At 66.9% G+C, this 20630-nt stretch carries 18 protein-coding genes; 9 read left to right on the top strand and 9 right to left on the bottom strand.

The features are described from left to right. The 5 genes from ACWCXH_RS37740 to ACWCXH_RS37720 all read left to right on the top strand — a co-directional run. Nucleotides 1-334, top strand: a 334-nt coding sequence (locus tag ACWCXH_RS37740; RefSeq protein WP_449806022.1) for a response regulator transcription factor, incomplete at its 5' end; no start/stop codon positions are given. Nucleotides 335-769: 435 nt separating this feature from the next. After that, nucleotides 770-2515 carry an N-6 DNA methylase gene (locus ACWCXH_RS37735; protein WP_449806021.1) on the top strand — a complete coding sequence of 582 codons (1746 nt, stop codon included), beginning with the start codon at nt 770-772 and terminating at the stop codon, nt 2513-2515. Continuing rightward, nucleotides 2512-3720 carry a restriction endonuclease subunit S gene (locus ACWCXH_RS37730; protein WP_449806020.1) on the top strand — a complete coding sequence of 403 codons (1209 nt, stop codon included), beginning with the start codon at nt 2512-2514 and terminating at the stop codon, nt 3718-3720. Before ACWCXH_RS37735 ends, ACWCXH_RS37730 begins: the two co-directional genes overlap by 4 nt. Continuing rightward, nucleotides 3720-6869, top strand: coding sequence for a type I restriction endonuclease subunit R (locus ACWCXH_RS37725; RefSeq protein ID WP_449806019.1), 3150 nt, complete (start codon nt 3720-3722; stop codon nt 6867-6869). Before ACWCXH_RS37730 ends, ACWCXH_RS37725 begins: the two co-directional genes overlap by 1 nt. 69 nt (nt 6870-6938) lie before the next feature. Next, nucleotides 6939-8234: an IS256 family transposase gene (locus ACWCXH_RS37720; RefSeq protein WP_449806018.1), complete on the top strand. Its 1296-nt coding sequence runs from the start codon at nt 6939-6941 to the stop codon at nt 8232-8234. Between the two features lie 163 nt (nt 8235-8397). On the opposite strand, the gene ACWCXH_RS37715 is transcribed toward ACWCXH_RS37720, so the two are convergent. The 6 genes from ACWCXH_RS37715 to ACWCXH_RS37690 form a co-directional block, all read right to left on the bottom strand. After that, nucleotides 8398-8865, bottom strand: coding sequence for an NUDIX hydrolase (locus ACWCXH_RS37715; RefSeq protein ID WP_449806017.1), 468 nt, complete (start codon nt 8863-8865; stop codon nt 8398-8400). 39 nt (nt 8866-8904) lie between these two features. Next, nucleotides 8905-9807 (bottom strand): phosphotransferase, encoded by a 903-nt coding sequence (locus ACWCXH_RS37710; RefSeq protein WP_449806016.1) that lies wholly within the window; start codon nt 9805-9807, stop codon nt 8905-8907. 141 nt (nt 9808-9948) lie between these two features. Continuing rightward, entirely contained in the window at nt 9949-10545 is a 597-nt protein-coding gene (locus ACWCXH_RS37705) for a DUF6009 family protein (RefSeq protein WP_449806015.1), read from the bottom strand. Nucleotides 10546-11214: 669 nt separating this feature from the next. Next, complete coding sequence (locus ACWCXH_RS37700; protein WP_449806014.1) at nt 11215-11769, bottom strand: peptide deformylase; 555 nt, start codon at nt 11767-11769, stop codon at nt 11215-11217. A 147-nt stretch (nt 11770-11916) separates the two neighbouring features. Next, nucleotides 11917-13239: a hypothetical protein gene (locus ACWCXH_RS37695; protein WP_449806013.1), complete on the bottom strand. Its 1323-nt coding sequence runs from the start codon at nt 13237-13239 to the stop codon at nt 11917-11919. A gap of 11 nt (nt 13240-13250) precedes the next feature. After that, on the bottom strand, nt 13251-14012 hold the full coding sequence (locus ACWCXH_RS37690; RefSeq protein ID WP_449806012.1) for a hypothetical protein: 762 nt from the start codon (nt 14010-14012) through the stop codon (nt 13251-13253). Between the two features lie 60 nt (nt 14013-14072). Between ACWCXH_RS37690 and ACWCXH_RS37685 the strand changes: the two genes are divergently transcribed. Further along, nucleotides 14073-14903 carry a glycosyltransferase family 2 protein gene (locus ACWCXH_RS37685; protein WP_449806023.1) on the top strand — a complete coding sequence of 277 codons (831 nt, stop codon included), beginning with the start codon at nt 14073-14075 and terminating at the stop codon, nt 14901-14903. Here ACWCXH_RS37685 and ACWCXH_RS37680 read toward each other — a convergent pair. The 3 genes from ACWCXH_RS37680 to ACWCXH_RS37670 all read right to left on the bottom strand — a co-directional run bounded on the left by ACWCXH_RS37680 (nt 14900) and on the right by ACWCXH_RS37670 (nt 16545). Then, nucleotides 14900-15937, bottom strand: coding sequence for an NAD-dependent epimerase/dehydratase family protein (locus ACWCXH_RS37680; protein ID WP_449806011.1), 1038 nt, complete (start codon nt 15935-15937; stop codon nt 14900-14902). The genes ACWCXH_RS37685 and ACWCXH_RS37680 overlap by 4 nt on opposite strands. A gap of 25 nt (nt 15938-15962) precedes the next feature. After that, nucleotides 15963-16166 (bottom strand): hypothetical protein, encoded by a 204-nt coding sequence (locus tag ACWCXH_RS37675; protein ID WP_449806010.1) that lies wholly within the window; start codon nt 16164-16166, stop codon nt 15963-15965. A gap of 142 nt (nt 16167-16308) precedes the next feature. Then, a complete protein-coding gene (locus tag ACWCXH_RS37670) occupies nt 16309-16545 on the bottom strand; it encodes a hypothetical protein (RefSeq protein ID WP_449806009.1) in 237 nt (78 codons plus the stop codon). A gap of 221 nt (nt 16546-16766) precedes the next feature. Between ACWCXH_RS37670 and ACWCXH_RS37665 the strand changes: the two genes are divergently transcribed. The 3 genes from ACWCXH_RS37665 (at nt 16767) to ACWCXH_RS37655 (ending at nt 20539) form a co-directional block, all read left to right on the top strand. Continuing rightward, nucleotides 16767-18149, top strand: a complete 1383-nt coding sequence (locus tag ACWCXH_RS37665) for a Tat pathway signal protein (protein ID WP_449806008.1) — start codon at nt 16767-16769, stop codon at nt 18147-18149. A gap of 13 nt (nt 18150-18162) precedes the next feature. Then, nucleotides 18163-18654: a TrmO family methyltransferase domain-containing protein gene (locus ACWCXH_RS37660; protein WP_380608635.1), complete on the top strand. Its 492-nt coding sequence runs from the start codon at nt 18163-18165 to the stop codon at nt 18652-18654. A gap of 343 nt (nt 18655-18997) precedes the next feature. Next, entirely contained in the window at nt 18998-20539 is a 1542-nt protein-coding gene (locus ACWCXH_RS37655) for a hypothetical protein (protein WP_449806007.1), read from the top strand. Nucleotides 20540-20630: the final 91 nt, after the last annotated feature.

Here is a 20630-nt window from a genome sequence, read left to right as displayed (position 1 = left end):
GGTCTCGTCGTCCGCGGCCCGCGCCCGCTCCGGGGCCGGGGTCGCCCCCGTCCGGGACCCCCAGGGCATTACCAAGCTCCTCGCCCGCAGCGACGCCCGCGGCACCACCGCCGCCCTCACCCCGCGCGAACACGACGTCCTCAAGCTGATGGCCGAGGGCCGCTCCAACGCCGCCATCATGCACACCCTGCACATCAGCGAGAGCGCCGTCGCCAAACACACGGCGAGCATCTTCGCCAAGCTCCACATCGAGGCCTCCGCCGACGACAACCGCCGCGTCCTCGCGGTCCTCGCGTACCTGAAGAAGGCTGAGCGGATCACGCAGCCGTTCTGATCCTGCGAGTGCCCGACTGCTCGGAAAGCCGCCACGCAGCCCCACGGGCAGCCGAGGATGCACTGCCGCCCCCACCCCCTACACCCCACCCGCACGCACGAAGAAGGCCCGGTCCGGAGAGATCCTCCGAACCGGGCCTTGCTTGCACCTACCGAGCCGCCTGCGGGATTCGAACCCGCGACCTACGCATTACGAGCCCGAGAGTGATCATGCTGGCTGCTGCCAGCATCGATCACTTGGTGACAAATCCGCAGGTCAGAGCGTTGCCCCGTGATTCACGATCCCCCTCGAACCGGCACGTGCTGCCCCGTCCGCTCACGCATCGCTCACGCAGATCAGCCCTGGCCGAGGTCACGGAACGCTGAACCCTGGGACGCTGGCTGCCGCCTCTGGCAGAGTGGTCGTCTCTGCTAGACGATTCTCGTGAGGAACCCTGTGAGCGCGCTCGGTAGCTTCATCTGGTCAATCGCTGACCAGCTTCGAGGCCCCTACCGTCCCAACCAGTACGGGACAGTGATCCTCCCGTTCACGATCCTGCGACGGCTCGACTGCGTACTCGAGCCGGACCGCGCGGCGGTACGGGAGCTGGCCGCGAGGTACGAGAACCCGAACCGGCTCAAGGTCGAGGTCAAGAAGGTCACGGGGCGGACGTTCTACAACACCTCCAACTACGAGTTCGCGAACCTGCTGGCCGATGCGGACGGGCTGGCGGACAACCTCACTGACTACATCGACCGGTTCTCCGCCGACGTGGACGTGTTCGAGTACTTCGACTTCAAGAAGGAGATCCTCGCCCTGGAGAAGGCCGGGCTCCTGCGCGAGATCGTCAAGTCCTTCGGTGTCGTCGACCTGCATCCCGAGGTGGTGTCCAACGCAGACATGGGGGATGCGTTCGAGTACATCATCCGCAAGTTCAACGAGGCCGCGAACGAGACCTCCGGAGACCACTACACGCCACGCGACGCGATCCGGCTGCTGGTCGACCTGCTGTTCGCGGAGAAGGACGTCGACCTCTCCGAGGGCAGCATCATCCGGACGCTGTACGACCCCACGGCCGGCACCGGCGGCATGCTCTCCCTGGCCGAGGAGCACCTGCTCGCGCAGAACCCCGACGCGAAGCTGAGCCTGTACGGCCAGGAGTACAACCCGCAGTCGTACGCCATCTGCAAGTCCGACCTGCTCGCGAAGGGCCACGACGCGACCAACATCGCCTTCGGTAACACGCTCACCGACGATGCGTTCAAGGGCCGCCAGTTCGACTTCTGCATGTCCAACCCGCCTTACGGGGTGGACTGGAAGCAGTACGCCAAGGCGGTCAAGGAGGAGCGCGACTCCGCCGGCCCTTACGGCCGCTTCGCGCCGGGACTCCCCGCGACCTCGGACGGGCAGATGCTCTTCCTGCTCCATCTAGCCCACAAGATGCGCGCGCCCCAGGATGGCGGTGGCCGCGTTGGCATCGTCATGAACGGCTCGCCGCTCTTCAACGGCGCCGCCGAATCCGGCCCCTCCAACATTCGCAGGTGGCTGCTGGAGAACGACCTCGTCGAGGCAATCGTCGCCCTGCCGACCAACATGTTCTTCAACACTGGCATCGCCACCTACATCTGGATCCTCGACAACATCAAGCACCCCGACCGCCAGGGCAAGGTCCAACTCATCGACGGCACGTCGTTCTGGACCAAGATGCGCAAGAGCCTCGGCTCCAAGGGACGGGAGATCAGCGACGCTGACCGCGCCAAGGTCGTGCAGCTGTACGCCGACTTCGAGGACGCCGACCCCGAACTCTCCAAGGCGCTGCGCAACGACGAGTTCGGCTACTGGACCATCACCGTCGAGCGCCCGCTGCTAGATGAGGACGGGAACCCTGTCGTCGACCGCAAGGGCAACCCGAAGCCTGATTCGAAAAAGCGTGACACCGAAAACGTGGCCTTCACCTATGGCGGCTCAACCGCCGGGGCCGCAGGGGAGCACGAAGTCATCCAGACGTACTTCGACGCGGAGGTGAAGCTGCACGTTCCTGACGCCTGGATCGACTGGTCCAAGACCAAGACCGGCTACGAGATCCCCTTCACCCGCCACTTCTACAAGTACACCCCACCTCGCCCTCTCGCCGAGATCGACGCCGACCTGGAAAAACAGGTCGCCCGGATCCTCGACCTCCTGCGTGAGGTGGAAGCGTGACCTGGGCCCGCCTGCCGATCAAGCGACTCGGGGATGTCTTCCTCGGAAAGATGATCCAGTCTGAGCCGAAATCAGAGTCAGACGTTGCGGCGCCGTATCTGCGTGCTGCGCATGTCCAGCCGAACGGCCAGATCATCGACGTGGACGACAAGACAATGTGGTTCTCAGAGAGGGAACTGAGGCTCCATGATCTCAGGGCAGACGACGTTGTAATTGTAGAAGGCGGCGCTGGTTACGGTAGGTCGGCAGTAGTGCGAACTGAGCGTATGGGCTGGGGCTTCCAGAACTCGATCGTTCGAGTTCGCCCACGACCTTTGAAGGCGACAGGCAGGTTTCTGGACTACGCGCTCCAGGCCGCACTCGCAGCAGGTGAGATCGAGACTGCCTGCTTCACAGCGACGATTCCGCACTTCACGGCTGACAAGGTTGGAGCATTTCTTGTTCCTGCCCCACCGGTGAGGGAGCAGCGCGCCGTCGCCGACTATCTCGACCGCGAGACGGCCCGCATCGACACGCTCATTGAGGAGCAGCTGCGGCTAATCGAGCTGCTTCGCGAGCGGCGTAATGTCGTCCTCTCCGCAGCCTTCAGCGCCGGGCCCTCAACTGACACAACCAGGGTTGGCAGGTTGCTGTCGGCTCGTCCCTCGTACGGCGTGCTGGTGCCGAGTTACGTGGACGAGACGGAGGGGGTCCCGTTCGTCCGGGTCGGCGACATCCTGAACCTCGCGACGGAACGACGCCTGCTGGCGATTGCGCCCGAGCAGTCGAATGAGTACTCCCGTACGAAGATCAGCGGCGGTGAGGTCCTCCTTGGCGTTGTCGGCAAGATGGGACAGGCTGCGATCGCGCCTCGGTGGCTCGCGGGGGCGAACGTGGCGAGGGCCGTGGCGGTGCTTCGTTGCAGAGACGCAGCTGTGGCGCCGCTCCTGTGCGCCTGGCTCGGATCGAACGACTTCCTGCGTCAGGCTGAGTTGGCGACGAGCGGCGACAGCATTCAGCCCACGCTCGGCATGAAGGACCTCGCGCGGTTCGATATCAACCTGCCGACTCATCCGCATGCGGCTGCGGACCTCGCAGGTCAGATGGCGAAGTTCGACACGCTCATCGCGGAGACGGAGCGGTTCATCGAGCTTGTCGGCGAACGCCGGTCGGCGCTGATCACAGCGGCGGTGACGGGGCAGATCGACCTACAGGGGGTGGCGTGATGGCTGACCACAACGAGGTGGTCTTCGAGACAGAGATCTGCGAGCACCTGGAGGCGCACGGCTGGCTGTACTCGGAGAACGACCGTGACGGCGGGGAGTACGACCGGGAGCGAGCGCTGTTCCCTGAGGATCTGTTCGCATGGCTGAAGGAGACCCAGAAGTCTTCGTACGAGAAGGCGTTAAAGGCAGCTGGGTCGCAGGCGAAGTTCCTCGACGTACTGACCGCGGCGCTCGACCGGCCGCTGGAACATGGCGGTGGAACGCTGAACATCCTGCGTAACGGGGTGCAGTACATCGGCGGTGGTCGGTTGAAGATGGCGCAGTTCCGTCCGGATACGTCGCTCAACGAGACCACGGCGGCGCACTACGAGCAGATGCGGGTGCGGGTGGTGCGGCAGGTGCACTTCTCGACCGCTGACCAGCGCAGCATCGATCTGGCGTTCTTCGTCAACGGGATCCCGGTGGCCACGGTGGAGCTGAAGACCGACTTCACCCAGTCGCTGGACGAGGCGGTCAACCAGTACAGGAAGAATCGCAACCCGTTGACGAACGGGCGGCCGGAGCCGTTGCTGTCATTCGGTCACCGGGCGCTGGTGCACTTCGCGGTCTCGAACGACCTGGCGGCGATGACCACGAGGCTGGAGGGGGAGAAGACCCACTTCTTGCCGTTCAACATCGGCTTCGACAGCGGTGCCGGCAACCCTCCCGGCGCGGACGGACGGTCGTCAACGGCGTACCTGTGGGAACGCGTCTGGGAGAAACACGCCTGGCTGAACATCATCGGGCGACTGATGATCGTGCAGACCAAGGAGGAGTGGGACGTCACTACCGGGACCTCGATGCGGCGCACAAGCATGCTCTTCCCGCGATTCCACCAGTGGGAGGCCGTCACGAGCATCGTCGATGCGGTGCGCGAGGAGGGCGTCGGGCGGCGGTACCTGATTGAGCATTCGGCCGGTTCGGGAAAGACAAACACGATCGCCTGGACGGCCCACCGGCTGGCGCGGCTGCACGTCGATGACCAAAAGGTCTTTGACTCGGTCATCGTGGTCGTGGACCGTACCGTGCTCGACTCCCAGTTGCAGGATGCGATCCGGCAAATCGACGGCACCGGAAAGATCGTCGCCACTATCAGCCCCGAGGACGTCCGCAAGGCCGGCGCGAAGTCGAAGTCGGGCCTGCTGGCGCAAGCGCTGAAGAACGGTGAGCTGATCATCGTGGTGACGCTGCAGACGTTCCCGCACGCGCTGGACGAGATCCGCACTGACGCCGGCCTGAAGGGCAAGCGGTTCGCCGTCATCGCCGATGAGGCGCACTCCTCCCAGTCGGGTCAGATCTCCGCGAAACTTAAGCAGGTGCTGACCGCTGAGGAGATCAAGGCGATCGAGGACGGCGGCGAGGTCGATGTGGAGTCGATCCTCGCATCGGAGATGACGGAGCGGGCCGAGTCGGAGAACATCTCCTACTTCGCCTTCACCGCGACACCGAAGAGCAAGACCCTCGAACTGTTCGGCCGCAAGGGCGCCGACGGGAAGCCGCGCGAGTTCCACCTGTACTCGATGAAGCAGGCGATCGAAGAGGGCTACATCCTCGACGTACTCAAGGGCTACCAGCACTACGACACCGCGCTGAAAATCGCGGGCAAGGCCGGGAAGAGCGATGGAGACGGGGACGAGGTCGAGGAGGCCACCGCTCGCAAGGGTCTGATGCGGTGGGTGCAGCTCCACCCGACGAACATCAGCCAGAAGGTGCAGATCATCGTCGAGCACTTCCACACCAATGTCGCCTACCTCCTCGAGGGTAAGGCGAAGGCGATGGTGGTGACCGATTCACGCAGGTCCGCAGTGAAGTACAAGCTGGCCATAGACGCCTATATCGCCAAGCGTCGCGCCGAGGACTCCTCGTACAACTACCGCACCCTGGTCGCCTTCTCCGGCGGGGTGACGATGCCCGAGGACGAGACCTGGCACAAGGACTGGGGGCCGCAGCCATCGAAGGACGACGAGTTCACCGAGGCCAACATGAACCCCGGCGCCGGGGCTGATCTGGCGGCCGCGTTCAAGGGCGACACTTACAAGATCATGCTGGTCGCCAACAAGTTCCAGACCGGCTTCGACCAGCCCCTGCTCTCGGCGATGTACGTCGACAAGAAGCTGCCGGGGATCACCGCAGTGCAGACGCTCTCTCGGCTGAACCGCATCCACCGCACCGCTGGTGGGGAGCAGAAGCGCAAGACGTTCGTCATTGACTTCAAGAACAAGCCCGAGGACATCAAGACGGCCTTCGAGCCGTACTTCAAGAACGCCACCCTGGAGACCGAGACCGACCCGTACGTCGTCGTCCACCTGGCGAACAAGCTCGCCCAAGCCGGAATCTACGCCGAGGACGACGTCCGCAAGGTCGCCGAACTGTGGGTGACCCGGAAGGGTAACAACGCGCTCTCGGCAGCGATCAGCCCGGCGCAGCACGACTTCCGGCGCCGCTACGCGAGGGCGATCGAGGAAGAGGACAAGGTCACGCTCAATGCGCTCGACCTGTTCCGCAAGGATGTCTCCACCTACGTACGCCTCTATGACTTCATGTCCCAGATCGTCGACTACGGCGACCCCTACATGGAGATGCTCTCGATCTTCCTGCGTCTCCTGGAGAAGGTCATCGCCGAGTCCGCCTGGGCCGCCGACGTCGACCTCTCCGATGTCGTACTGGTCGGGGTCAAGCACAACAAGGCAATCCCGGTCGACATCTCGCTCGTGGGCGATGGGCAGCTGAAGGGCATCAGCGCCGCCGGCACAGGAACGAAGAAGGATCCGAAGTACGTCGCACTCCAGGTCGTCATAGACAAGATGAACGACCTCTTCGGCGCCGAATCGTTCGCCGCCTCCCAGGTCCGGGAGTTCGTGCAGGGGCTCATCCAGCGGTTGCTCGCCGACCGGAACCTGGTCAACCAGACCAAGGTGAACTCCAAGAAGCAGTTCATGGAGTCACAAGACTTCCAAGCAGCCGTTACGGAGGCGGTCGCAGACAACCAGAACGCCCACAACACGATGGCTGACTACTTCTTCACCGACGGGCCAGCTATCAACTCGATCATCGCCGCCCTCGCGGATGCCTTCTACGAAGCCGCGGTCGATCAGCAGGTCGATTCTTAGATACGGCAGCACGCATGTCCGGGTCTGTACGGTCTTCGGTGTAACTCCCGATCATGGAAGTAGCACCTGATGAGCGACGTGACTGCCTCGGTTGAGGCGGTTGAAGAGGCCCGACCGATCGAGCTGTCGGCGGACCTGTTGGATGACCAGCTGATCGGGCAGCTGGTCGATCGGGCCCGCGCGAGTGGGCTGCAGTTGACCGGCGAGGGCGGGCTGCTGCGGCAGCTGACCAAGCGCGTGCTGGAGTCCGCCCTCGAGGGCGAGATCACCGACCACCTCGGCTACGAGAAGCACGACCCGGCCGGCGCCGGCAGCGGCAACAGCCGCAACGGTGTCCGCGCGAAGACAGTGCTGACCGACGTCGGCCCGGTCGAGATCTCCGTCCCACGCGATCGAGAGGGCAGCTTCGAGCCGCAGATCGTCAAGAAGCGCCAGCGCCGGCTGACCGGCGTCGACGAGATGGTCCTTTCCCTGTCCGCACGGGGTCTGACGCACGGTGACATCTCCGCCCACCTGGCCGAGGTCTACGGCGCGAGCGTGTCCAAGCAGACCATCTCGACCATCACGGACAAGGTCATGGACGGGATGGCCGAATGGCAGAACCGGCCCCTCGACCCGGTCTACCCGGTGATCTTCATCGACTGCATCCACGTGAAGGTCCGCGACGGGCAGGTGGCCAACCGGCCGATCTACGTAGCCCTGGCCGTGACCGTGGACGGCACCCGCGACATCCTCGGCCTGTGGGCCGGCGATGGCGGCGAGGGCGCCAAGTACTGGCTCCAGGTCCTCACCGAGATCAAGAACCGGGGCGTCGAGGACGTGTGCATGGTCGTCTGCGACGGGCTCAAGGGCCTGCCGGACGCGATCGGGACGGTCTGGCCCCAGGCGGTGACGCAGACCTGCATAGTTCACCTTCTGCGGGCGTCGTTCCGCTACGCGGGCCGCCAGGACTGGGACAAGATCTCCCGAGCACTCAAGCCCGTCTACACCGCGCCGACCGCGAAGGCCGCCGAGGACCGCTTCCTGGACTTCCAGGAGGAATGGGGCGCCAAGTATCCGGCGATCGTGCGGCTTTGGGAGAACGCCTGGGCCGAGTTCGTGCCGTTCCTCCAGTTCGACGTCGAGATCCGCCGGATCGTCTGCACGACCAACGCGATCGAGAGCGTGAACGCGCGTATCCGCAAGGCTGTCCGGGCCCGCGGACACTTCCCGAACGAGGCCGCGGCCCTCAAGTGCGTCTACATGGCCGTCATGAGCCTCGACCCCACCGGGCAGGGCCGCAAACGCTGGGCCATGCGTTGGAAGCCCGCACTCCAGGCCTTCGACATCGCCTTCGACGGCCGACTCTCCGTCGGCCGCCGATAACTCACACCACACGAGTTACACCGTTGGCTGGACAGGCTCGCATGTCCCGCATGTCCCGCCCCAGCAGACCACCCCGCTGCGGAGGTGAGGACAAGCAGGATCGTCAGCTCAAGATCGAAACATGTCCGCCACTGTCAGACTAGGGCGATAGCGGTGGCACCGGTCAGCCGAGGTAGGGGTAGGTGCCGGCGAGGTAGTCGCCGATCTGCTGGCGCATGCTGGGGTGGATGTCGTATTGGTCGAGGTCGGCGGGGTGGACGAAGCGGACGCCGTCGGCCTCGTCGTTGATCGTGGGCTTGCCGCCGATGGGGCGGCCGATGTAGGCGTTCTCGTACTGCTGGCGGATCTCGCCGTCGGTGTACGCGACGATGTGGTTGGGGTTGGTGTAAATGCCGAGGAAGCCGGTGATCTCAGCGATGATGCCGGTCTCCTCCAGGCACTCGCGCACGGCACACTCGGCGGCAGTCTCGCCGATGTCCTGCGCGCCGCCGGGCAGAGCCCACTGGCCGGTGTCGCGGCGGCGCTGGAGCAGGATCGCGCCGCTGTCGTCGACGACGAGCAGGTTGCTGGCAGGGATGAGGGTGTTGGCCTTGGGGGCGTTCGGGTCGTTGTAGTACTCAGTCCTGCCCATGTGCGGTGGACCCTTCCCGGTCAGATGGTGGGCGCCGGCCTACCGGTGTTCAGCGGCGAACAGTTCCAGAGTAGGGAAGGCGCCGGTGTCGATCGTGTTGGACGACTCATACTGATCAAGTCCTATCGTGAACAGAGCGCGGCGGTACTGCCACTTGATGTGCTTGTCGTGCCGTGCGGGGTCGGTGGGCCGCATGAGGGCGAGGAAGAAGAAGCACTTGACGAGCAGGAAGTCGCCCAGGTGCTCGCTCACGCGCCGCCCGATCAGGGATGCGGTGGTCTCGTCGAGTGCGGCGGCGTAGGCGGCGCGCTGCTCCGGGGTGATCGTGTAGCCCTTGCCTCCGCCCTTGAAGGCCACGATGTCGAGCGCAGGGTAGACGTCGTAGCCGAGCGGGACCGGTCCGTGATGCTGCCAGTCGATGACCCCGGCCCGGAGGGCGTTGGGCAGGCCGTAGTCCAGGTGCCCGTGCACCATCGGAAGTTGAGCCAGCCGGTCGAGGGCATGCTTGACCGCCTCGTGAACCCGCGGGTTGTCGAAGTCCGGGTTCTCCTCGAAGACCTCAGGCGCAAAGGCCGCCCTCTCGAACCACGGTGTCGAGGGCAAGGGGTGCCTCGCCTGAGCCTGCAAGAGACACGACGCGACAGCAGCAGCCGTGCTGATCACCTGGCAGCTGACCTGCCCGTCTCGCCTGGCATCGGCCAAAGCCTCCTCGTGCAGCGAGGTATCACCGATGGCTCGCTCGACGACGAAGTAGCTTCCACCTTCGGACCCGCTGTCGACGATCTCCGGGACGGGGTAGCCCAGGCTGGCAGCCACCCGCTGGAACTCGCACTCCGAGCGCAGGTCCTCGCCGCCGATTCGCTTGTAGAGCAGGCCGTCGGCTGACCTCAACACCGCGCCTTCAGTGGCGGTTCTTGCCTTCACGAACTCCCAGTCGCTCATCCATCCATCCTTCCGTAGCGCCGAGTTGGCGTGGAGCAGGTACGACCGTGTCGAGCAGGTCGCGTGTGGCTGGACAGAGGTGAACGAGACCGAAACTGAAACCAGGCGACCGGCCGTGGCAGCCCTTGGTGGCTAAGGGGCCTACTTCGGAACGTCGCCAGCGAGCCACCCATCCACTACCGAGAGTGCAAGGGCTTCCTGGAGCCAGGGGGTTGCCTTGATGATCTTGATGAGGAGCTCGCGGGCCTGGTCGGACGGGAGTAGCTCCGAGATCACATGGCTGCCGTCGCCGAGTTGGCTCCCGCTCGCGCAGTCGATGTAGATATCCACGAGGCCCTGCCTGGTCGGCCCCACGCCGATGAACGCCGTGCCGCTTGCCAGAGACTTGCCGACCTTGATCAAGTTCTGTTGAGGTCCAGACACCGAGGTGTTGGCCGATCGCGTGCCTGCGGTTGGCAGCGGTCCTCCCCAAGCGCGCTCGGTGAGTTCACCCCAGACTCCGGCGGCGACGGTACGAGGATCTACGCCTTCGGATGGGGCGCAGGCCTTGTACACACCATCGGGCTGCTCTGATCGATCGTGATCCTTGATCCAGAAGACACGGCGAGCGAACCGAAAAGGTGCTTCGCCCGCAGGCGCGTCCGGTTTGAGCACCGAGTACCCCACCCGTCGGCCATGCCCGTTCCAGCGGACAGGGCCGCGACGGGTGCTGGCCGCCACCTCCAGATATTCGCGCACCTAGTCGAGGTTGCCGATGCTCTCAGTCCAGACAATGCCGTCCTCGTGGCGGATGAGATCTGGGTCCCTGTTCATGAATGCCCCTCCCGAGTAGACCGTGGCAAGCTTGCCCCCAGCCTGCTGGCGCGAACCGCCCGGACTCCCTGTCTCGTCTTCAAGTCGACCGTGTTCGGAATGGGCCTGACGAGAGAGTCAACGGGGCAGGGCCAGGAGACTCTTGAGAGAGCGCCGGTGGGAGTCCAGTTTTCGCACTTGGCAGCCTTCTCCGGTTCTATGGTCGTGTCGTGGACCTCATAGAGATCGCCCCCGGGGTGACGGCAACGCCCCGGTTCGTAGCGCACGAGAGCAGCGTAGGCACACTCGCGCGAATCCGTGGAACGCACCCGAGGTATGGGTTTGCCCGAGACTTCCTGCCGCGCTCTGGTTCGCCGCGGGGATGGGCCGTTCCGGAGAATGGACTGTACGAGTGGCGAGTTCGCAGTGATGATCGCGATGGTGCTCGATTCTTCGTCGTGAAGGGCATGTTCAAACGCAGGGTGATCCTTGTATCGCAGGAAGCCGCAGCTGCTCTCGCCAATCGCATGGGCTCGCGAGCCACTTGATCAGTTACGCCAGGCGCCGGACCTGGGAGGCCGGCTCCTGCACGCAGGGGTTGTGTTCTGCGGCCGGTCAGTAGGCCCAGGTTGAACCTGTACCCCGGTACTCCTCGACCGGGATCGGGCGGACATCGGGGCGCATGCGGTCGGTGTAGAGCAGGCCGTCGAGGTGGTCGATCTCGTGGGCGATGAGGCGGGCGAGGCCGAACTCGTAGGTGACAGTGGTGATGGCGCCGTCGAGGCTCGTGGCGGTGACGTCCATGCGGAGGGGGCGGGGGACCATGCCGCGGACGTCGAAGAAGCTGAGGCAGCCCTCGTACTGTTCGTCGGCCTCCTCGGAGACGGCGGTGATCTCCGGGTTGAGCAGGATGATCGGGCCGGCGCCGGCGGTCGGGGGCAGGACGAGGGCGGCGGCGCGGGGGATGCCGATCTGCGGGGCGGCGAGGCCCATGCCCTTGGCGAAGGAGTGGACGCGGCCGATCTGCTCGACGGCGGCGAACAGTTCGTCGATCACGGCCTGGGCGGCGGCGTGTTCGGTGGGGAGGTCGAAGGGCTCGGCGGGGCGGTTGAGGATGGGGGTGCCCTGCTGGACGACGCCGAGGGACTGCATCTGCTGGCTGGGACGCACCTTGATCACCTGTTCCCGTGGTCTGCGTCTGGCTTGGGGCTGCCAGGAGTGAGCGTGGAAAAGCAGGACCGCGATGGCCCGGGCGAAGTGCTGGGGCCCCGTTCGGCGTGGCGACTGACGCGAAGCCAAGCGGACCTCTGACCCACGCTACCGGCGGTGCCCTGCTGCCTTCCCTGTTTCGTCTCTGCGCATGGCGGTCATCGACAACTCGGCAAGGCGCGGGAGGAATTTCACGTCGAGCTGTTCCACCGGGTGCAGGAGGCCACGCTCGCAGGTCTCAGCGATCCACATCGCGCAGTTAGCTCGCGGGTAGGCGGGGTTGATGCCGACCTCTCCCTTCGGGACCGTCCCGTTGAACGGGGCGGGGATGCCCTCGGTGTTCCAATAAGCCCATGCCTCCATGGCCTTGGCCTGCTCGAAGGCGAGGTAGAGCTGCGGGTAGCGGTCGATGACCCGTAGGTCGCGAAAGACGAGCTGTCCCAGCAGCCCGGGCGCCGCTTTGGTGAGAGTGTCGAAGTCCGAGTGGTGGAAGGTGAAGGAGGCCGCGTCCTGACCGGGGGCGAGCGCCACGGTGGCGAACAGGTGCGACAAGCGCCTCCTCGTGTACTGGGCGACTCCGGCGGTGAGGCCGGTCTCGATTTGGCCGACGAGGTCGAGGAGGCGATCGTGTCCTGGGTTGAAGCGGGATAGGTCGAAGAGTTTGTCCATGCCCTGGACGGCGGTGAAGGCGAGCTGCTTGTAGAGGCGGTTGTTCATCTCTCCAAGCTGGGCGTACGCCTTGGTCTCGTAGCTGGTGGAGTGGAGCATCAGGTATTCGGAGAGCACCTCGAAGTAGAGGTAGCCGAGGAACGGGAGGGCTGGCACGGTGGCGGCGAGCTGGTCGATGAAGTCGACGTCCGGCGTCGGTGTTCCGGTGGCGTTGGCGAGGACGGTGTCGAGGAAGGGCGCCGCAGCCTGAATACGCCGCAGCACCGTCTGACGGAGCTGGACGTCCTCGTGGTCGGTGAGGAAGCTGCGGTGGGTGAGGTAGGTCCGCAGGTGGATTACGCCGAGGCGGAGGTAGTCGATGCCCTTGGGCGGGACGGGGGCGTCGGGCTTGATCTCGAAGACGAGGGTACGGGTGTGCGTTTTGGTCTCCAGGAGGTAGGAGCCGAGGTTGTGGGGGCGCAGGCCGGCGGGTCCCGGTGTGAGGAGCGCGCAGTAGAGGGCAGCGACGAGGCAGCCAGTGGAGGCGTAAAGGTGTCCGCTGGCGCGGATGGCGTCGAGGGCAACGGTGGTGTGCATCAGGTGGATGGGGCGGCCGGAGGTCAGGGTCTCGGTCATGGCGTTGCCGCGCAGGAGCCAGCCGTTGGGGGTCTGGTGTTCGAGGTGGGATCGCCAGTCGGCTTCGGTCTCGGTGAGGCCGGCGGGCTCGGGGTGGGTGGGGGTGGTGGTGTGGTCGGTGTGGGCGTTGTCCCACTCGGCGTGCATGGGCTGGCCTCCTACTGCGCGGGGTCGATGATCTGGCGGGCGTGGATGAGCGCCCCGTGGTTGCTGGCGCCGTCGAGGCGGGCCTGCTCGCTGCGGATGACCAGGGCGTGGGCGACGGCATGGAGCCAGGCGGGCGGCACGAGCCGCAGGTGGGATGGGTTTGGCCACCAGCGGGCGAGGGGGAGCCGGTAGCGGTCCAGGCAGTCGGCGGTCTTGAGTAGGTCGATCAGGTGCGGTGCTCGCCGGTAGAGGTGGCTCTGCTGTGGGGTGAAGCGCTCATACGGCACGTCGTGGAGGCTGATGGCGGTGGTGGCCTGCGCGAGGACGTCCTGCGGCAGCTCGCGCCCGATCAGGCCGGTGACGATGGCCTGGTTGCGGGTGAACCAGGCCGCTGCCCGCAGGCCGTGGCCGGGGTCGTCCCGGTCGTTGTGGCGCCGGCAGTCGTGGACGGCTGCGGCGGCGCACAGCGCGGCCGTGTGGTCACGGCCGAGTCCGTACTCCTGGGCGAGGATCGACGAGAGCAACGAGACGCGGGCGTTGTGCCGGACGCCGTGGATGGAGTCGGCACACCGGGGCTCCGCGAACCAGGTGACGTCCGGTACCAGCATGAGCGGCGCGTGTGGCAGGGTGGGCGGCGCGGCGGAGACCTCGGGCCGCATCCCGGCGATCCAGGTCAGTGTGGATTGGTCCATGACCTGGTGGTCCGGAAGCATCCGGTTCTCGGCGAGTTCTCTGAGCGACGCGGCGCCCGAGCGGTGCGTTCGTGAGGTCATGTCTGCTTCCTCGAAGGGATGGGTTCGGTGGGCTTGAAGCTGGGCGTGGCGGTTCTGACCATGGGCACGCGGCCGAAGGAACTGGCCGAGCTGCTGGCCTCGGTGGAGATGCAGACCGTCCCGGCCGCGAGGGTCGTGGTGGTTGCCCAGGGTTGCCCCCTGCCGGAGCTACCGGCGTGGGTGGAGGGCGTCGAGCTGGCCGAGAACCTCGGGGTGACCGGCGGCCGGAACGTTGCCCTGGAGCACCTGCGTGACGTGGACGTCGTGATCGACCTGGACGACGACGGCCTGCTGGTCGCCGACGACGTTTTCGCGAGGATCGAGGCCCTCTACGAGGCCGACCCCCAGCTGGGCATCGTGTCCTTCCGGATCGCCGACGAGACCGGGCTGACCCAGCGCCGCCACGTCCCCCGGCTGCGGGCCGGCGATCCGATGCGCGGTGGCGAGGTGACCAGCTTCCTCGGCGGCGGCCATGGGCTGTCGACGAAGATGCTGGCGCAGGTCGGGGACTGGCCGGACGCGTTCTTCTTCGCGCACGAGGAGACCGACATGGCCTGGCGGGCGCTCGACGCTGGCTGGAGGGTGCTGTACGCCCCGGAGCTGCTGCTGCAGCACCCGCGGACCAGCCCGACCCGGCACTCCTTCTTCTACCGGGTGAACGCCCGCAACCGCGTGTACCTCGCGCGCCGTCACCTGCCCGCTGTGCTGGTACCGGTCTACCTCGGCATGTGGGTGGCGCTCACCATCGCCCGCACCCGGGACATGGCCGGTCTGAAGGCGTGGTTCGCGGGCTTCGTCGAGGGCTGGCGCACACCGTGCGGTCGGCGCAAGCCGATGCGCTGGCGCACGGTGTGGACCATGACCCGGCTCGGCCGGCCCCCGATCATCTAGACCGCAGCGGCTCGGGGCATCCATTCCGGGATCGCGCTGGGGTTCGCCTGCAGCCAGGCCACGTACCGGGCGACACCCTCCTCGATGCTGGTGGTCGGTCGCCAGCCCAGCAGCTCCTCCATCCGTTCGACGGAGGCGTACCCGCCTTCGGGGTCACCGGGTGGCATCGGCGTCTCGACAAGCTGCGTGTCGGGGTAGTGGGCGCGGACCAGTTCGGCGACCTGCCGGATCGACGTGCCGGTGCCCGTGCCGATGTTGACCGTCTCGTTGTGGGCGCGGGGCGCGACCAGCGCGTACAGGGTGCCGGTGGCGATGTCGTCCACGTGGACCAGGTCGCGGATCTGGTGGCCGCCGCCGTTGAGGTGCAGCGGCAGCCCGAGCGCGGCCCGCATGGCGAACCAGGCGACCACCCACGAGTGGCTGTTCTCCTTGACGACCTGCGGCTCGCCGTAGACGGAGAAGTACCGCACTACGGCGTACGAAGTGCCGACGCCGCCGAGCACGGCGGCGGTCTGGTACTCGCCCCAGACCTTGCTGTTCCCGTACACCGAAACCGGGGAGACGGCCGCGCCTTCGGTGAACTGCGCGGGCACGTGGTCGTGCACGGGCTCCGGCGAGGTGCCGTTGCCGTAGACGCTGGCGGAGGAGACGAACACCATCCGCTGCACCTGGTCCGAGGCGGCCACGGCGTCGAGCACGCGCTGGGTGCCGATGATGTTGGTGTCGATGGCATCGAGCGGGCGGCGCGTGCAGGCGGCGACGTCGGCCAGGGCGGCGGCGTGGATCACGTAGTCGCAGCCGGAGATCGCCTCGCTCATCAGCTCCGGGCCGGCGATGTCGCCGACGATGAAGTCCGGCTCGGTGGTGTTGATGCCGAACCGGTCGCGGTAGACCTCGGGCGGGTAGGCGTCGAGCCTGCACACCGAGATGGGGCGGGCGCCGAGCCGGCGGAGCTGGGAAGTGATTCGGCTGCCGATGAGGCCGCCCGCTCCGGTGACCAGCACGGTCTTTCCTGAAAGCTGTTCGAGGGACAAGGGGGCTCCTCTACTCGGTGGTTGATTAGCCCTCGCGGTGCTGCGGGCACTTGCAGATGGGCCAGGTCGCGGATGGGTGGTAGGCCGCCACGTCGGGCTCCGAGTCGACGAGGACGACTCCGGAGTCGTCGTAACGGGTGCCGTCGGCCGCGACCCTGAAGGTCCGGATGTACAAGCCCTGGCGCCGTTCGGCGGGGAGCTTGAAGTCCGGGGAGTTCTCGTTCCTCACGCCGCCGACTCCCGGTACTGCTTGCGGCGACGCCGTCCAAGAGCGAGCTGACGCAAGACCTGGGCGCGCCTTCGGGCGCGTTCCCGGTCCGGAAGGAAGACCGCAGTCCGGTCGTCGGCCTGGATGTAGAGGTCCACGGTGTTCACGTCATGCCCCCGGACCTGATGCTCCTGGTCACGTCGCAGGGCCACGGGCTCCCGCACCGTACGCACTGCCCGTTCTCGCTGCGGTGCTCGTCCAGCAGCATGCGGGTGTTGGTCGCCGTGGTGCTCTCGGCCGTCGAACTCGCAGTCCGGCGCGGGGCCGAGGGGTTGGGGTCCACCAGCGTGGAGGAGCCGTTGAGTCTCCACGGGTGCTGTGTGCGGTCGGCAGTCGTCATCAACCTCTCCGGGTTCGCGAACTGGCGCGGCTGCCTGTCGGCGTCGAGGGACGCAACGACGGAGTTGCCGCAGACGGCCGCGCCGCGGGCTCCCTGCCGGTGTCGGCTGCACCCTGCGGAGCGGCATGTCAGTTAGTGAACCGCCCAACCGCTACCAGGAGTACGGTGTTGGACACGCAATGCGGTTTAAGCGGTTTAACGGCCAGTCAGGTAGGTGGGCGTTGGCGTCGGCGAAGGAACCGAACGAGAAGCTGCGGGCGCTCATCGACGAGGCGAAGCTCTCGGGCGATGCGATCGCGCGCCTGGTCAAGCGGGTTGCGGCCGAGCACGACGAGTTCCCGGAGACCAACAAGTCGAGCATCACGCACTGGAAGAACGGCGGCCAGCCGTCCGGGAACGTCGGGCTGTTCCTGGCCGAGGCGCTGGGCCGTGCGCTGGGCGGCCGGGTCGTGACCCTGGAAGAGATCGGCCTGATCGCCCCCTCACCCCAAGTTCCCGACTGGGACGCCGATACGCTGAGCGCGCTGGCCGAACTCGGGAGAACCGACGTGGACGTGGAACGCAGGCGGGCGCTGGGGATGGCGGTCTACTCGGTGGGCGCCCTCTCGCTACCCGGCGAGGACTGGTGGAGCCGCATGTCCGAGCGGGGCAGCGCGCGCAGCTCGGCCGCAACGCGACGGGTCGGCCCCGGAGACCTTGCCGCCGTCCGGGACATGACCACTCTGTTCTCCCAGGTGGACCAACGTCGTGGCGGTGCCCACGCCTGGACGTCCGTGGTGCAGTACCTGACCACCGACGTCACCGCCTACCTGCGCGGGAAGTTCGCCGACGAGCGCGTTCGTCGTGACCTCTTCTCCTCCGCGAGCGAACTCGCCTACCTGGCAGGTTGGATGGCGTTCGACAGCGGTCGACACGCGACCCCACAGCGGTACTTCACCGAAGCCGTGAAACTGGCGGCCGAGGCCGGCGATCCACCCATGGCCGCCCACGTGCTGCGGGCGATGGCGCACCAGGCGATCGACCTCGGGCACCACCAGCAAGCGCTGGCCCTGGCCGCCGCGTCTGTCGACGGCGACCGGTACGCGCTCGCCTCCCCACGGGAGCGCGCTCTCCTGGGTGTCGTCCACGCCCGGAGCCTGGCCGCTGCCGGGCGCAAGAACTCCGCAGCCAAGGCGCTGCTGCGGGCAGAGGACGACCTGTCCGCCGCCAGCGATGGCATTGCGGAACCGGACCGGGTGTTCTTCTTCGGCGAGGCCAGCCTGGCCCACGAGACTGCGTGTGCCCTGCGCGACATAGGAGACCTCGACGGCTCCGTCCGCGAGTTCCACCACAGCGTCCGCACCCGCAAGACGACGAAGTTCACCCGCACCCACGCGGTGACGCTGGGATACCTCGGCTCCGTGTACGCGCAGATGAACAACATCGACCGGGCCTGCGCCACTTGGTCGCAGGCGCTCGACGCCATGGACGGCGTACGGTCCGGCCGCACCCGGCAGGCCGCCGCCGACATGCGCGCCCTGCTGTCCCCCTACCGCCGACGCGGCACCTCGACCGTCAGCGAGATCGACGCACGCGCTGCCGCGTACCTGTCCGAAACAGCCTGATGAGGAGTCACTGATGGCAGACCGTGAGACGTTCGAGGTCGAGGCCCTCGGCCACGTGGTCGGCGGCCGGACCGAACCCACTGACGACTTCTGGGGCGGAACCCGAGCGGTCATCCGGCTGGACGGATCCCTCTTCACGCCCGACGCGACCAAGGGCCTGGAGGACTTCTCGCACCTGGAGGTCGCCTTCCGGTTCCACCTCACCGACCCGACCGACCTGAACCTCGGAGCCCGCCGGCCCCGGGACAACCCGGACTGGCCGGAGGTCGGGATCTTCGGCCACCGCAACATGCGACGCCTGAACTGGCTCGGGGTGTCGCGCTGCCGCCTGATCAAGGTCGACGGCCTGGACCTCCACGTCGAAGACCTCGACGCGGTCGACGGCACCCCGGTCCTGGACGTGAAGCCGTGGTTTGCCGAGATGGGGCCGCGCGGAGAGCACCGCCAGGCCGACTGGACCACCATCATGCTCCGCGACTACTTCGCGCCAGCAGTCAGCGACTGACAGGGGCGAGGCACACCAAAGCTGCAGGCCGCCACTGCTCAGTGGCGGCCTGCAGCTTTGAGCCGGTCAGGTTGGTAACGAGCACGTATTCCACGGATGCCGCATTCGGGCGGATGGGGCCGTCACGTGGGCGGGCGCCGTGGCTTGATGCCGCTGGCCGCCGTTCCATGTTGACGGCCGGCACGCGTACGGCACCGGGCAGGTGCGCTTCGGCTGGTAGTGGGCCGTCCGCAATTGAGCTTCCCCTGAGCTGAAGTTAGCTGTTGCTGACAACTTGTCAGTAACATGCCGAGGGCAGGCCTGCCCGTCCCCCTGACCACTCACGTCGAAGGTGCCCCTCCGCATGTTCATGCGCACCCTCCGGCTGTCCGCGCTCGCCGCATCCGTGGTGCTCGCGCTCAGCGCCTGTGACCCGTCGACGCCGACTGCCCAGTCGGCCGGCCCCGCCTCCGCGTCCGTCTTTGCCGTGCCCAGCCCGACCGGCGAGGTCCTGCCTGAGGCCGCCACCGGTAGCCAGAAGGTCACCCTGGTCGCCCCGTCCACGGTGCCGTCGGCCGCGGCGGCCGCTTCTGGCACAGCGAAGGCGTCTGCTGCTGCGTCCCCGTCCAAGGTGCCGTCGGCCGCTCCGGCTGCTTTTGGCACAGCGAAGGCGTCCGCCGCTTCGTCCCCGTCGCCGTCCGGGACACCCGCCGTGGTGGCGGGTGCTCCCGACCTCAAGCTGGACGCCTACGACAAGGGGACCGGCAAGGCCGTTCTCGCTGTGGCCGACACCGGCAAGGGCACCCCGAGCCCTGCCGCCACGGCCGCTGCCACCGCCGCCGTCCAGGTCGGTCAGGTGATCGACAGCCCTCCGTCGGCCGTCGCGCCGCACGGCGCGCTGCTGGCGATCACCGACGTCAAGCCGGCGGGTGGCGGGAAGGTCGCGGTAAGCACGCGCCCGGCCTCCATATCCGAGCTGCTCGGGTCGGCCTGGGCCAACATCAAGACCGCCCTGGACCCGCACAAGATCCAGGTCACCCCGAAGGTCAAGGACCTCAAGGCGTCCTACGTCCCGAAGCCCGACGGCGGCGAGGGTTCGGCCTCCGCTGTCCTGCAGTTGGACGCGAATGCCACCGTCCCGCTGCCCGGTGGCGCGAAGGCCTCGCTCACCGGCTCGCTCGAACTCGACCCGAGCGTCATGTTCTCCTACCAGGGCACCCACGGCATCCTCGCCCCCGAACAGGCCAAGGTCGGTTTCGACCTGGGCGCGCGCGCCAACTGGCACCTCACCGCAGGCCTCACCGGCTCCACCGGGCAGGTGAAGATCCCGATCGCCACGCTCACCGCCACCCCCACGGTGATGGTCGGCACGGTTCCCGTCGTGATCGTCCTCAACGTCACGGTCTACGCCACGGCCCACGCCGACGGCACCGTCAGCGTCGACGTCACCCAGGAGATCACCGGTGACTGGGCCCTGCACGCCGACTACACGAAGGCGGGCGGCTGGACCTCCACCACCGAGCCCGTCAAGACCAGCGTCTCCCCGGTCAAGGCGTCGTTCGAGGGCCGGGCCTCGGTCAGCGCAGGCCTCGTCGCCGAAGGCTCCGTCGCCCTCTACGACACGGTGGGCGTGAAGGCCACGGTCGAGCCGTATCTGCGGGCGGACGTGGACGGCTCGGTCAGCATCGACTCCAGCGGCGGCAAGCCGACCGTTCATGGCAAGGCCGGGCTTTACGGCGGCCTCGACGTGGACGGAGCGGTGCTGGCGCGGATCGCCATCATGGGTACTCCGCTGATCGAGAAAGACATCCCGTTCAAGCTCTACCACAACGAATGGCCCATCGTGGCCCGGGAGTTCACCTCCCCGACCGTGGGTGCCCAGCCGAGTGCCTCACCGGCGAACTGACGGCTCCTGCTGTCACCTGATGCTGCGGGGCCTCGGCCACCGGGCGCGAGCTTTGCCCAGCACTCCTCCTCCGGAAGTTCCTCCAGGACGG

The organism is Kitasatospora sp. NPDC001660 (assembly GCF_053596725.1).
Note: the sequence above shows the minus strand (reverse complement) of the source record. Positions and strands in the feature narration are given on the sequence as shown.

Excerpts from the sequence above, each read along its gene's own strand:
- ACWCXH_RS37725 (WP_449806019.1), top strand. The coding sequence starts at position 3,720 with ATGGCTGACCACAACGAGGTGGTCTTCGAGACAGAGATCTGCGAGCAC.
- ACWCXH_RS37720 (WP_449806018.1), top strand. The coding sequence starts at position 6,939 with ATGAGCGACGTGACTGCCTCGGTTGAGGCGGTTGAAGAGGCCCGACCG.
- ACWCXH_RS37715 (WP_449806017.1), bottom strand. The coding sequence starts at position 8,865 with ATGGGCAGGACTGAGTACTACAACGACCCGAACGCCCCCAAGGCCAAC.
- ACWCXH_RS37710 (WP_449806016.1), bottom strand. The coding sequence starts at position 9,807 with ATGAGCGACTGGGAGTTCGTGAAGGCAAGAACCGCCACTGAAGGCGCG.
- ACWCXH_RS37695 (WP_449806013.1), bottom strand. The coding sequence starts at position 13,239 with ATGCACGCCGAGTGGGACAACGCCCACACCGACCACACCACCACCCCC.
- ACWCXH_RS37690 (WP_449806012.1), bottom strand. The coding sequence starts at position 14,012 with ATGACCTCACGAACGCACCGCTCGGGCGCCGCGTCGCTCAGAGAACTC.
- ACWCXH_RS37685 (WP_449806023.1), top strand. The coding sequence starts at position 14,073 with ATGGGCACGCGGCCGAAGGAACTGGCCGAGCTGCTGGCCTCGGTGGAG.
- ACWCXH_RS37670 (WP_449806009.1), bottom strand. The coding sequence starts at position 16,545 with ATGACGACTGCCGACCGCACACAGCACCCGTGGAGACTCAACGGCTCC.
- ACWCXH_RS37660 (WP_380608635.1), top strand. The coding sequence starts at position 18,163 with ATGGCAGACCGTGAGACGTTCGAGGTCGAGGCCCTCGGCCACGTGGTC.
- ACWCXH_RS37655 (WP_449806007.1), top strand. The coding sequence starts at position 18,998 with ATGTTCATGCGCACCCTCCGGCTGTCCGCGCTCGCCGCATCCGTGGTG.